The organism is Streptomyces sp. NPDC091649 (assembly GCF_044756785.1).
GTDB lineage: Bacteria > Actinomycetota > Actinomycetes > Streptomycetales > Streptomycetaceae > Streptomyces.
The window spans coordinates 194,336-206,552 of record NZ_JBIVTR010000001.1 but is presented as its reverse complement, the minus strand read 5'-3'; the positions used below and the strand labels follow the sequence as shown (position 1 = coordinate 206,552).

Below are 12,217 nucleotides of genomic sequence, written 5' to 3'. Positions count from 1 at the left end.
ACCCGCAACGCGCGTCTGCGCTGCGAACGCGGTCAACTTTATTCATATGTAGGGGAGTTGTGGGCGGAACATGCGCAACAGGTGTCGTGGGGCGAACAGCCCGATCCGGGTCGGGCGCCGGGCGGTCACCCCGCCGGCGTGCCGGCGGCCGGAGAGCTGCGCCGCGCGGACACCGCTTCCGTGGCGCGGTGGCGGTGGCGGTGGCGCGGTGACGGTGTCGCTTCGGCGACGGCGGAGCGGTCGTCGCCCCTGGTCACCGCCGCCGGAGAATCGGAGCGTGCCCTTTGCCGGGTGCCGACCGTTGAACGGGCATGAAGAAGCGAAGCGTACTCGCCGTTGTCACCCTCGCCGCCGGAGCGGTCATCGCCGCGATCAGCCCGCCCCCGGGAGGCGGCGACACGGCGCACGCCGCCGAGCCGCCCGTCAGCCTGGGCGCGCTGGACGACGTCGGTGCCCTCGGCACCCTGGTCGACGGCGCGGCGGGGGCGACCACCTCCACCGCGGGCACGGTCACCAGCACGGTGGAGGACGCCCGGTTCAGCTGAGCCGACGCGCACGGAACCGGCCCACCGGGAAGAAACGGTGGGCCGGTTCGGCGTGAGTGCGGCCGCCCCGCCTCCGCCGCGCCGACACCCGCGGCGGACGTCGGCCGTCGCGGTCAGGCCAGGAAGTCGACCTGCGGGAAGGAGCCCGTTCCGGCGGCGGCCCGGTACACGGGCCAGGCCAGGGCCAGGTCCTGCCAGGGCAGACCGACGGGTGCGTAGACGGTGATCTGCTCGCTCGTCCCACGGCCGGCCCGCTCACCGCTGAACACCTGCCCGAGGGTGGCGTCCGCGGCGTCGGCGTTCAGTCCGCTGTTGCCCAGAGCCCCCATGGCGACCGCGAGTTCGAGGTCGTCGACCACGGTGCGGGCGCGGCGCAGGGCGTCGGCGGCGAGTTCGGTCTTGCCGGGTTCGTCGGCGCCGAGCGTGGTGACGTGCATGCCGGGGCGCAGATCGGCGGCATCGAGCAGAGGGCTGCGCGACCAGGTCGCGAGGACGACGACGTCCCCGCGTGCGGCGGCCTGCCGTGGTTCGCTGACCGTCTCGACCGGGATGCCGAGGAGCTGCTCGTGTTCCGCGGCGAACGCGCCCGCCCGCACGGGGTCGGTGTCGCACACGGTCAGCCTGGACACCGTGCGCAGTCGCACGAGACCGCGCAGCACCATCCGGGCCTGGGCGCCCGCGCCGACGATGCTCACCGAGTCGGCACGCTCGTCGGCCAGTACGTCGGTCGCCAGTGCCGCGGCCAGTCCGGTGCGCCAGGCCGTGACCGTGGCCGAGTCCAGCACGGCCAGCAACTGTCCGTCCGCCAGGCCGTGCAGGCAGACCAGGCCCCGCAGTGCCGGAACCGCATCGGGAAACTTCGCGTTGACCTTCACCGTGTAGGCCGGAATCCCGTCGATCACTCCGGGCAGAAGCGCGGTCGCCGTACCCGGGCCGGGGAGATCCGTGCGCACGCGCAACGGCCGGACGTCCGGACCGGCCGCGAGGAAACCCGCGCGGAGCCCGGCCATCACGGTGTCGGGGTCGAGCAGCTCGGTGATCCGGGAACGAGTCAGTAGCAAGGTCACCCGGCCACCCTCGCTCCCCGGCCGTGACCAGGGCAACTTCGCGGAGGCGACCCCTCCGCGACGTCCCGGGAGCAGCTCCTCGCCGACCCGACCGATCCGGGCACGGACGGTCGGGTCCGGCAGGATGGCCCGTTCCTACGGTGAACGGGCAAGGGAAGGAGTCAGCGGTTGCTGGAACGGCTGAACGACGCGATGGAGCACATCGAGGCGCACCTCGGTGAGCGCATCGAGGCGGCGGAGCTGGCACGTATCGCGATGACCTCGGAGTACCACTTCCGCCGGATGTTCTCCGCGCTCGCGGGCCTCCCGCTGTCGGAGTACATCCGCCGTCGCCGCATGACGGTCGCGGGGGCCGAGGTGCTCAGCGCCCCCGGCCGGACGCTTCTGGACGTGGCCGTGCGGTACGGCTACGACACGGGCGAGGGCTTCGCCCGCGCCTTCCGGGCCGTGCACGGCATCGGACCCGGCGAGGCACGGCGGAGCGGCGCGGTTCTGCGGTCCCAGCAACGGCTGACCTTCCGACTCGTCGTCGAAGGGAGTAGCGCCATGCGCTACAGGCTGGTGGAGAAGGACGCGTTCCGGGTGGTGGGGAAGAAGGCCCGCGTCCCGCTCATCCACGAGGGGCCGAATCCGGCCATCGCTGAGTTCATCCGGGGCATCGGACGGGAGGAGCTGGACCGTATCGCGGCCCTCTCCGACCAGGACCCGGCCGGGCTCGTCGGGGCGAGCGACCAGCTCGACCCGAGCCGCGCGGAGGGCACCGAACTCGACTACTACCACGGCGTGGTGAGCGGCGCGGAGCCTCCGGGGGACCTGGACGCCCTGGACGTACCGGCGGGCACGTGGGCGGTCTTCGAGAACGAGGGGGAGTTCCCCCAGGCCCTCCAGTACCTCTGGCGGGATGTCTTCACCCAGTGGTTCCCCTCGAACCCATACGCCTCCAGGCCCGGACCGGAGATCCTGCGGGTGCGGCTGTCCGAGGAGGGGAAGCGGGCGGAGGCGGAGTTGTGGATCCCGGTGGAGCGGTCGGCCACCGGCTGACAGGAGAGCCGCCCCGCTTCCGGCCGCGTTGGGGGCGGGGCGCCTCGTCCCGGGTGAGGGGTGCGGATCAGACGGCCGTGCTGCCGTGCACGAAGGCGCTCCAGGCGGCGGGCTCGACGGTGAGGACGGGCCCGCCGGTCACCTTGGAGTCGCGGACGTGCACGGCGGCGGGGTGCGCGGCGACCTGTACGCAGTCGCCGCCCTGATCGCTGCTGTAGCTGGACTTGTGCCAGTGGTAGGCGACCTCGACGCAGTCTCCGCCGTCGCCGTTGCTGTAGCTGGACTTGAACCAGTGGAGGGCTGTGGGGCCAAGGGCGGGGTGTGCTGCGCGGGACATGTCTCTCCAAGCAGTGCGTCAAGCAGTGCGTCCAGTAGCCGGGTGCTCTCCGCGACGGTGAGCGCCTGGGAGCGCAGCATCCCATACCTCTGCATAAGTGCGCTGACGTCAGCCGGTTCGTCGTACAGCTCCCCACGCAGCTGGCCGTCGACGTAGACGAGCCCGTCGTGGTCGGGTGTCTCCAGTAGAACGAGTGGCCCTGCCAGCCCGGCGTGCCGAGGGGTATTCCGGGGCATGATCTGAAGGGGGACGAACGGCAGATCCATGCAGTGTCGCAGGTGGAGAAGCTGCTCCCGCATCACTTCGGGGTCGCCCATCTGGGCGTGCAGAATGCTCTCCTCCAGGATGAAGTGGAGGATCGGCCGGGGCTTGCGCCCCAGGATCTTCTGGCGGTCCAGGCGGTTCGCCACCCGCTTCTCGATCTCCTCTTCCTCCAGCGGCGGATAGTTGCAGCCGAAGATGAAGCGCGCGTACGCCTCGGTCTGCAACAGCCCTGGGATGAGCTGCGACTGGTACGAGAACAGGCTCACCGCGTCCTGCTCGTACTGCACGAAGTCCTTGACCAGTGCCTGATAGCGCTCCTTTCGCGGAATTCGCTCCACCGCGACTCGCAACATGCCCTTGGATTCCAGCAGTTCATCGAGCTGGACGGCCAGGTCCAGTTGAAGTGCCCGCCGCCCCTGCTCGATCGAGGCGATGGTGTCCTCGCCCACCCCGAGCTGCTCGGCGAGGGCGGCCTGTGTCAGCCCGGCGAGCCTGCGGAGGTGGCGCAACTGCGCCCCGACCAGCTGCCATGAGGTAACTCGCCTGATGCTGCTCTGCTTTCCGGTTTGCATGCCCTGGCTCTCCCCGTATCGGTCCCGATGTCAACCCGTCAGAACCCGTACAAAAGCTTTTGTACGTCTCTCCGCTCTGCTGAAGCGTAGTGACGTTGTGTGAGCGTGGAAGCATGAACGAGACAACTCAACTCCCCTACTTTCGCGCTGCCTTCTACTGCCGTGAACGCAGGTCGATCCCGGTCGTGCGCAAGTTCACCCGCAAGGCTCTCGTCGCGTGGGAGTGCGAGAAGCGTGCCGACGACGTGCTGCTCTGTGTAACCGAACTGGCGACCAACGCTCTCCGTCACGGTGTTCCGCCGGGGCGCGGCTTCAAGGTCCACATCTACCTGGAGCGGATCGAGAGCATGGTCCGCGTCGAGCTGCACGACAGTGGCGACGGTGAGGTGCGCCCGGTGGGCGGGTTGCCCGGGGCCGACGACGAGGGCGGGCGCGGGCTGCTGCTCGTGGCGGCGCTGGCGGACAAGTGGGGGGTGGCCGAGCGGAGCCCCGGCAAGGTCGTGTGGTGTGAATTCGGCATCGCGTGAGTTGCTGATTCGGCAAGGATGTTTGTCGTTTCAGCCGCATGGGCGCACTCTCGTCATCGAGCGGAGGTGATCCGCAGGGGTACGAAGGAGGAGCGACATGAAGCAGCAGCGGTACGACGTGGTGATCGTGGGCGGCGGGGCCGCCGGCCTGAGCGGGGCGCTGACCCTGGCGCGGGCCCGGCGCTCGGTCCTGGTGATCGACGCGGGCGAACCCCGCAACGCGCCCGCCTCCCACGTGCACAACTACCTGGGCCGCGAATCGACCCCGCCCGGCGAGCTGCTGGCGATCGGCCGGGGCGAGGCCGCCGGGTACGGGGCGGAGATCGCCGAGGGGCGGGTGGCCTCGGCCGAGCGGCTGCCGGGGGAGCGCGGCTTCCGGGTGGTGACGGAGGGCGGCCGGTCGGTCGAGGCGCGCAGGCTGCTGGTGACGACGGGGCTCGTCGACGAGCTGCCGCCCGTGCCCGGTCTGGCGGAGCGCTGGGGGCGCGAGGTGCTGCACTGCCCCTACTGCCACGGCCACGAGGTGGCGGACCGCCCGATCGGCGTACTCGCCACCGGCCCCCTCGCCGTGCACCAGGCGCTGATGTGGCGGCAGTGGAGTGGGGATGTCACCCTCTTCCGCCACACGGGCCCGGAGCCGTCGGACGAGGAGTACGAGGAGCTGGCGGCCCGGGGCGTGGCCGTGGTGGACGGCGAGGTGACGGGCCTGGAGGTGGCGGACGACCGGTTCACCGGCGTACGGCTCGCGTCCGGCCGGGTCATCCCGCGCGAGGCGCTGGTGGTCCAGGCCCGCTTCACCGCCCGGTCTGCGGTCCTGGAGTCGCTGGGGCTCACCCCGGTGGCGCAGGAGATGGGCGGGGTCGTGATCGGTTCGTACATCCCGACCGATCCGACCGGTGCGACGGAGATTCCCGGAGTCTGGGCGGCGGGCAACGTCACCCGCCTCACCGAACAGGTGATCGGAGCCGCCGCGGCGGGTCTCATGGCCGGCGGGGCGGTCAACGGCGACCTGATCGCCGAGGACACCCGGCTGGCGGTAGCGGCCCGGCGGGGCTGAAGGGGCGGGCCGGGGGGCGAGGCGGGAGGCCGGGCCGCGGGGTTCCGCGACCGAGGACTTCCGCCTCGCCGGCGGACGCCCGCGTTCCTTCGCCCGTGCGGCCCTTCTCCCCGCTCCGCCTCTCCTCTTTCCTCGTCCTGCTTCTTCCCCGTCTTTCTTCCTCGCCTCTTCCCGTCCGGCGTAATGCCGGACGGGAATGACGGCGGCCTGCGGCGACGGTCGGGGCCCGGCCGATGTGTGATCTCCGGTTACGGGGATACGCGGAGAGCGCCGGGTGCCACGAGGGCGCCGGGCGTCGACAGCGCAAAGGGAGATTTTCGTGAGCATCATCGCCTGGATACTCATCGGTCTGTTCGCCGGCCTCATCGCCAAGGCGCTGACGCCGGGCAAGGACCCGGGGGGCTGTCTCCTCACGGTGGTGATCGGCGTCGTGGGCGGGCTGCTCGGCGGCTGGCTGGGCAAGGTGATCTTCGGTGTCGACTCGATCGACGGGTTCTTCAGCCTGTCGACGTGGATCGCGGCCATCGTCGGTTCGGTGATCGTCCTGCTCGTCTACCGCCTGGTCACGGGGCAGCGATCCCGCTGACGCGGCACGGAAATCCGTCGTGAGCGATTCCTCGACGAGTCAATTCATCCCGGTTTGCCTACATTGGCAGAGGGTCGGCAGGGCAGCCGTAGGGGGAGACATCGCCGACGCGTCCGCGGAAGACGAACAAGAGGAAACGACGACATGACCGACACCTCGCGCAAACCGACCACCTCCGACTCCGGTGCCCCGGTGGAGAGCGACGAGCATTCGCTCACCGTCGGCCCGGGCGGGCCGATCCTGCTCCAGGATTCCTACCTGATCGAGCAGATGGCCCAGTTCAACCGCGAGCGCATCCCCGAACGCCAGCCGCACGCCAAGGGCAGCGGCGCCTTCGGGAAGTTCGAGGTGACCGCGGACGTCTCCGCGTACACGAAGGCGGCGCTGTTCCAGCCCGGCACCACGACCGACCTGGTCATCCGGTTCTCCACCGTCGCGGGGGAGCGGGGCAGCCCGGACACCTGGCGGGACCCGCGCGGCTTCGCGGTGAAGTTCTACACCAGCGAAGGCAACTACGACATGGTGGGCAACAACACCCCCGTGTTCTTCGTGAAGGACCCGATGAAGTTCCAGCACTTCATCCGGTCCCAGAAACGCCGGGCGGACAACAACCTCCGCGACCACGACATGCAGTGGGACTTCTGGACCCTCTCGCCCGAGTCGGCCCACCAGGTCACCTGGCTGATGGGCGACCGGGGCATCCCGCGGACCTGGCGCCACATGAACGGCTACACCTCGCACACGTACATGTGGATCAACGCGCAGGGGCAGCGGTTCTGGGTGAAGTACCACTTCAAGACCGACCAGGGCATCGAGACGTTCACGCAGCACGAGGCCGACCAGATGGCCGCCGCGGACACCGATTACCACACGCGTGACCTCTTCGAGCACATCCGCGACGGGGAGTACCCGAGCTGGACCCTGAAGGTCCAGGTCATGCCGTACGAGGACGCGAAGGACTACCGGTTCAACCCGTTCGACCTGACCAAGGTGTGGCCGCACGGCGACTACCCGCTGATCGAGGTCGGCCGGATGACGCTGGACCGCAACCCCACGGACAACCACGCCGAGATCGAGCAGGCGGCCTTCCAGCCCAACAACCTGGTCCCCGGCATCGGCCCGAGCCCGGACCGTATGCTGCTGGCCCGGCTGTTCAGCTACGCGGACTCCCACCGCTACCGCATCGGCGGCAACTACCAGCAGCTGCCCGTCAACGCGCCCGTCGTCCCTGTGCACACGTACTCCAAGGACGGGGCGATGGCGTACCGGAAGACCACCGACCCGGTCTACGCCCCGAACTCCAAGGGCGGCCCGGCGGCCGACACGGAGCGCTACGGCTCCCCGCCGAGCTGGTACGCCGACGGCGACATCACCCGCGCGGCCTACGTCGACCACGCCGAGGACGACGACTGGGGGCAGGCGGGCACCATGGTCCGCGAGGTCCTGGACGACGCGGCGCGGGACCGGCTGGTGGACAACATCGTCGGCCACCTGCTGAACGGGGTGACCGAGCCGGTGCTGAAGCGGGCGTTCCAGTACTGGTCGAACGTCGACAGCACCCTCGGCAGGCGCGTCGAGGAGGGGGTGCGCGCGAAGGCGGACGAGAAGGACCCCAAGGCGGCGCAGCAGGCCAACCCCGCGCGCTCGTCGATGCAGCACAAGGCTTGATGCAAACCCCCGGCCCCCTTCCGGGCGTACGACAGGCACCCACTCCGTCGACCGGCGGAGCGGGTGCCTGCGTGTTGCACCCGAGGAGCGGGCCCGGCCGACCGCGTAGCCGGGCCGGAGGAGGCCGAGCCGGCCGCTGGTTCTATGCTTGCCGCGCGATCGCAGGGGGCAACGGTGCGGCGATACGACTGGTACGGCGGCGAGGAGTCCGAGAGGAACCCCGACGCCGGGGCCGAGGCGCGTAAGGCGAAGGTGCACGCCGGTCTCGCGGGGAGCTGTGGGCTGACGGTGCTGCTGGCCGTCGCCGCGGGGGTGGCCCTGCTCGCCGTGGTGGCGGTGCCGGTCTGGGCTTGGATGTCCAGCCGCTGCTGATCCGGTGCCGGGCCGTGGCTCCGTGGCGCCCGGCACCACCGGCCCCCCGACCTCCTCAGTGCTGGACCCGACCGCCGACCGGGACGTGGTCTACGTGGCCGGAGGGCGGAAGGGTCCGCGCCAGAGCGAGCCCGACGTCCACCAGCGACGACCGGCGCAGGCGGGCGACCTCGGACAGCGGGGTCCACACCGACTCGGCGGTGTCGCCGTTCGGTTCGGGCCGGAGCCTGCCACCGGTGACGCGGACGCGGTAGAAGACGCCGACGTTCTGCAACTCGGGCGCACCGGGTCGGCGGCGCTCGGCCGCCGGAACCACCCGTGAGTCCACGCCGAGCAGGCGCTCGACCACGGCCTCCAGACCGGTTTCCTCGGCGACTTCCCGGATCACCGCGTCGTACGGGTCCTCGGCGTGCTCGACCCCGCCGCCCGGGAGAGTCCACGTCCTCTCGCCGCCCGGGCCCACGGCAAGCGCGAGCAGTACCCGTCCGTCCTCGATGCACACCGCGTAAGCGGCCAGTCGCCGATCCATTCCGGGAGGCTACCCCCGGCGCCCGGAGGGAGCGGACCCCGCCCGCCCGCCAAGATCATCGCGATGCAGAATGACCTGTATGTCGACAACGAACATGCCTCAGGCGGCCACGCTCGACGACGCTCCGTCGATCAGCCGCACCCTGGCCCGCGCCTTCGCCGACGACCCGATGATGGGGTGGTTCTTCCCCGGCGGGGCCACGCGCGAGCCCGACCTGGTCCGCTACTTCGCCACGATTTTCACCCGGCAGTACGGCCGCCACGGCGTGTGCGAGCGCACCGCGTCGGCCGCCGCGTTCTGGGTGCCGCCCCAGGGGCAGGAGAAGGCCGTCCCCGACGCGGAGACCATCGCGGAGCTGGAGGAGATCCTCGGCGACCGGGCGCCCCTGTTCCGGGACGCCGTCGAGGCCGCCGCCCAGCACGGACCCCAGGAGCCGCACTGGTACCTGGCGGTCGTCGGAGCGGACCCGGCCGCCCGGGGCCAGGGGCACGGGGCGGCGCTGCTGCGTTCCGGGCTGGCCAAGGCGGACGCGGCGGGCCTGCCGGTCTACCTGGAGTCCTCCAAGCCGGACAACCTGCCCTTCTACGAGCACTTCGGCTTCACCGTGCTCGGCGAGGCCCGGCTGCCGGGCGACGGCCCGCTCTTGTGGGTGATGCGGCGCGAGCCGCGCCCGGCCGACGCGTAATACGACCCGGGACCGAGGACGAGCGCCCGATGCGCGCCTGGTCGCCGGCTTCGTACGGTACGGGGACGAGCAGCCGGTCCGCAGGAGGGCCGTGCGCCCGACCGGAAGGAATCCCATGCCGGCAGACGCCACCGCCCATGTGCGCATCGCCCGCCCGTCCCGCGACCTGGAGGCGGCCGAACGCTTCTGGGCCGCGGGGCTCGGCCTCGGCGTCCAGTACCGCCACGAGGCGGACGGCACTCCCGGCCACCACTCGCTGCTCATGGTCGGCTGGCCGGACGCCGCCTGGCACCTGGAACTCGTCCACGACCCGACGGCCCCGGTGGAACCACGCCCGACCCCCGAGGACCTGCTGGTGGTCTACCTCGGCGAACCGGTCCCGGACACGCTCGTGGAGCGCCTCGAACAGCACGGCGGCACGAGGGTGCCCGCGCACAACCCGTACTGGGACACCTGGGGCGTCACGATAAGGGACCCGGACGGCTACCTGCTGGTGCTGTCCACCCGGACCTGGTCGTCGTCCGGCGCCGGCTGAGGGGCGGCGCGGCGGGGCTCGCCACCTTCCCGCGCCTGAGGGGCTGTCGGGTGGCCACGGGGCGGGGCGGTTACGCCCCAGCGCGCGCTTGTGGCGTTGTCTTCGGTCGACGACGCTCCGCGTCGCCTCCCTTCTCCGCCTGGGAATCACCTGCACCGGACCGCGCCCACTGTCCGCCCCGTGGCCACCCGACAGCCTCTGAGAACCCGAGAGTTCGTCTTCGGTGACCCGGCCACCTGTAAAACCCCCGACGCACAGACGGTGACCGCGACACGTCTCTACGGCACCGCCGTCGCACGGGCATGGGACCGGCTCCACCCGAGACTGACCCACCGCTCGGCCTGGACCGCCCAGCTAGGCGCGCTGCCGGTCATCGAAGGCACGGTGATCCGCCTGCAGGTCGAGCACCGCCCAGCGGCGCGACACCCAAGCCAGTCTGGCTGTGGTGGTCAGGCACCGACGCCACCACGGTCCAGGTCGACCGTCTGTGGCAGGCGTTTCTGCGGCGATTCGACATCGAGCACACCTTCCGTCTGTTCAAGCAGACCCTGGGCTGGACCTGCCCGAAGATCCGCACTCCTGAAGCCGCAGACCGCTGGACCTGGCTGATCCTCGCGGTTCTCACCCAGCTCCGACTCGCCCGCCCACTGGAGGCAGACCTCCGCCGGCCGTGGGAGAAGCCGACTCCGCCCGACAAACTCACCCCCGCACGAGTCCCCCGCGACTTTCGGCACCTCCGCCCGAAGGCCACCTGCCCAGCCGGAGCACCGAAATTGACGCAGCCCGGTCCAGGACGACCACCCGGCCGCAAGAACAGCCAGCCCACCGCACGCTACGACGTGCACACCGTCAGCAAACCCGGCTCCACGAAGCGACGAACGAAGAAGTCAACGACCCCACGCCCACGCCGCACAGGTTAAAGATCAAGCTAAGAGTTGTCCCGTAACTGCTGGTCACGGGTGAGATGATCTTGGTGTGGCTGGTGTGATCACGGCGTCAGAGCCGTCTTGGATACGTCCGTTCACCGGGCTGAGCCCGCGCTGCTTCGGCAAGTTGGTGACCGCGGTACAGCGCGCGAGCGCAGCCGAACCACGGACGGGGCGTCCGTGGGGCCTGCCGCTTGAGGACCGTATCCTCCTGGTCGCGGCCTATTGGCGCACCAACTTGACCATGCGCCAACTGGTCCCGCTATTCGGGATTTCGAAGTCGGCGGCTGACCGGATCATCGACCACATCGGGCCTCTGCTGGCCTTGCCGGCCCGACGGCGCTTCGCGAGGGTCACTGTGCTGATCGTGGACGGAACGTTGGTGCCCACCCGCGATCACGCCGTGGCCGAGCAGTCGAAGAACTATCGGTACTCCACCAAGCACCAAGTTGTCATCGATGCCGACACCCGCCTGGTCGTAGTGGTTGGACGGCCCCTGCCAGGCAACCGGAACGACTGCAAAGCCTGGGAGGAACCGGGGGCCAAAACAGCGGTCGGCCGGACGACCGTGATAGCCGATGGCGGCTATCCAGGGACGGGATTGATCATGCCGCACCGCCGCACCCATGGCGAGGAACTGCCTGGTTGGAAGCTGGAGCACAACCGCTCGCACAAGCAGGTGCGTGCACGAGTGGACCACGTCTTTGCCCGGATGAAGACCTGGAAAATCCTCCGCGACTGCCGGCTCAAGGGCGATGGCGTCCACCACGCCATGCGCGGCATCGCCCGCCTGCACGATCTCAACCTTGCTGGATAGGACCATGGCCGAACTCAGGCAGGTCCCTCACCCACGTCCGCCAGCGGGGGCGGCGTGTGCCGCGGCCACTGCGCGCTCACCTGTTCCGCCACAGCGTCCCGGAATGCTTCCAGGAGGACGCATCCCGGATACGTCCCGAACGCTCCGTACTTCCAGCGGTAATAGCACGACCAGTAGCTCACCACGCGCCGCTCCGTGCGCGCGAAGAAGGCCGGATTCTGAGCGATGAACTCCCCGTAGAGTCGGCGCTGCGCCGAGCTCGGGACCGCGAGCCCGGGAAGCCCCCGGCCGATCGCCTCAAGGATCTCCAGCACGTATTCGCCGGCCAACTGCACCACGAACGGAACTACCCACGGCTCGCCCGACGCCACGATCTGCTCTAGGTGCCGCTGGCGGACCCGGCCATCACTGTGCCGGGAGTACAGGCAGTGCAAAATCACGTGCTGGGTTCCGGACAGGGGTCGCCCCATGTCGGCGCCCGGCTCCTCGTTGTAGATGCGCGAGGGGATGGCGACGGTCTCGCCCTGCACATCGACCTCGAATGGCATCGCGGGCGCGAGCCTGGTCTCCGGCATGACCGTCAGGACGCTCTGCACGTCACCAGCAAGACGGGTCGGAAACGCTGCCACCAGGGCATGGGCGACGTTCGACGGATCCCGAGGCAGCTCCACAACACGAGGATAGGCGGC

General features: G+C 70.3%; 14 protein-coding genes and 2 pseudogenes. 11 read left to right on the top strand and 5 right to left on the bottom strand.

Going from position 1 to position 12,217, the window contains the following annotated elements:
- Positions 1–311 precede the first annotated feature (311 nt).
- The gene (locus ACIQMU_RS00945) at positions 312–545 is read left to right on the top strand and encodes a hypothetical protein (RefSeq protein ID WP_352238374.1); all 234 of its coding nucleotides are present in this window, start codon (positions 312–314) and stop codon (positions 543–545) included.
- Between the two features lie 113 nt (positions 546–658).
- Here ACIQMU_RS00945 and ACIQMU_RS00940 read toward each other — a convergent pair whose 3' ends face one another.
- The gene (locus tag ACIQMU_RS00940) at positions 659–1,612 is read right to left on the bottom strand and encodes an ornithine cyclodeaminase family protein (RefSeq protein ID WP_352238375.1); all 954 of its coding nucleotides are present in this window, start codon (positions 1,610–1,612) and stop codon (positions 659–661) included.
- 168 nt (positions 1,613–1,780) lie between these two features.
- Between ACIQMU_RS00940 and ACIQMU_RS00935 the strand changes: the two genes are divergently transcribed.
- A complete protein-coding gene (locus tag ACIQMU_RS00935; protein WP_352238376.1) occupies positions 1,781–2,653 on the top strand; it encodes an AraC family transcriptional regulator in 873 nt (290 codons plus the stop codon).
- Positions 2,654–2,720: 67 nt separating this feature from the next.
- Here the strand turns inward: ACIQMU_RS00935 and ACIQMU_RS00930 are convergent, their stop codons facing one another.
- Together ACIQMU_RS00930 and ACIQMU_RS00925 are read right to left on the bottom strand one after the other, a co-directional pair.
- Complete coding sequence (locus ACIQMU_RS00930; protein WP_402688001.1) at positions 2,721–2,990, bottom strand: DUF397 domain-containing protein; 270 nt, start codon at positions 2,988–2,990, stop codon at positions 2,721–2,723.
- Between the two features lie 89 nt (positions 2,991–3,079).
- A pseudogene (locus ACIQMU_RS00925) lies at positions 3,080–3,826 on the bottom strand (Scr1 family TA system antitoxin-like transcriptional regulator); the annotation flags it as partial.
- A 113-nt stretch (positions 3,827–3,939) separates the two neighbouring features.
- Here ACIQMU_RS00925 and ACIQMU_RS00920 point away from each other — a divergent pair.
- The 5 genes from ACIQMU_RS00920 to ACIQMU_RS00900 all read left to right on the top strand — a co-directional run bounded on the left by ACIQMU_RS00920 (position 3,940) and on the right by ACIQMU_RS00900 (position 8,036).
- Positions 3,940–4,353, top strand: a complete 414-nt coding sequence (locus tag ACIQMU_RS00920; protein ID WP_402688000.1) for an ATP-binding protein — start codon at positions 3,940–3,942, stop codon at positions 4,351–4,353.
- A gap of 97 nt (positions 4,354–4,450) precedes the next feature.
- Entirely contained in the window at positions 4,451–5,410 is a 960-nt protein-coding gene (locus ACIQMU_RS00915; RefSeq protein WP_352238379.1) for an NAD(P)/FAD-dependent oxidoreductase, read from the top strand.
- Between the two features lie 319 nt (positions 5,411–5,729).
- Entirely contained in the window at positions 5,730–5,996 is a 267-nt protein-coding gene (locus ACIQMU_RS00910; RefSeq protein WP_402687999.1) for a GlsB/YeaQ/YmgE family stress response membrane protein, read from the top strand.
- A 144-nt stretch (positions 5,997–6,140) separates the two neighbouring features.
- Positions 6,141–7,664 (top strand): catalase, encoded by a 1,524-nt coding sequence (locus ACIQMU_RS00905; protein WP_352238381.1) that lies wholly within the window; start codon positions 6,141–6,143, stop codon positions 7,662–7,664.
- 174 nt (positions 7,665–7,838) lie between these two features.
- A complete protein-coding gene (locus ACIQMU_RS00900) occupies positions 7,839–8,036 on the top strand; it encodes a hypothetical protein (protein WP_402687998.1) in 198 nt (65 codons plus the stop codon).
- A gap of 55 nt (positions 8,037–8,091) precedes the next feature.
- Here ACIQMU_RS00900 and ACIQMU_RS00895 read toward each other — a convergent pair whose 3' ends face one another.
- On the bottom strand, positions 8,092–8,565 hold the full coding sequence (locus ACIQMU_RS00895; protein WP_402687997.1) for an NUDIX hydrolase: 474 nt from the start codon (positions 8,563–8,565) through the stop codon (positions 8,092–8,094).
- Positions 8,566–8,635: 70 nt separating this feature from the next.
- Here ACIQMU_RS00895 and ACIQMU_RS00890 point away from each other — a divergent pair, with 70 nt between their 5' ends.
- From ACIQMU_RS00890 to ACIQMU_RS00875, 4 genes and pseudogenes are all read left to right on the top strand, one after another.
- Complete coding sequence (locus ACIQMU_RS00890) at positions 8,636–9,250, top strand: GNAT family N-acetyltransferase (protein ID WP_352238384.1); 615 nt, start codon at positions 8,636–8,638, stop codon at positions 9,248–9,250.
- A gap of 115 nt (positions 9,251–9,365) precedes the next feature.
- Positions 9,366–9,785, top strand: coding sequence for a VOC family protein (locus tag ACIQMU_RS00885; RefSeq protein ID WP_402687996.1), 420 nt, complete (start codon positions 9,366–9,368; stop codon positions 9,783–9,785).
- A 204-nt stretch (positions 9,786–9,989) separates the two neighbouring features.
- Positions 9,990–10,705 (top strand): annotated as a pseudogene (locus ACIQMU_RS00880) (transposase); the annotation flags it as partial.
- Between the two features lie 55 nt (positions 10,706–10,760).
- Positions 10,761–11,528, top strand: coding sequence for a transposase (locus ACIQMU_RS00875; protein ID WP_402687995.1), 768 nt, complete (start codon positions 10,761–10,763; stop codon positions 11,526–11,528).
- 14 nt (positions 11,529–11,542) lie between these two features.
- Here the strand turns inward: ACIQMU_RS00875 and ACIQMU_RS00870 are convergent, their stop codons facing one another.
- A complete protein-coding gene (locus tag ACIQMU_RS00870) occupies positions 11,543–12,199 on the bottom strand; it encodes a hypothetical protein (RefSeq protein WP_402687994.1) in 657 nt (218 codons plus the stop codon).
- Positions 12,200–12,217 lie beyond the last annotated feature (18 nt).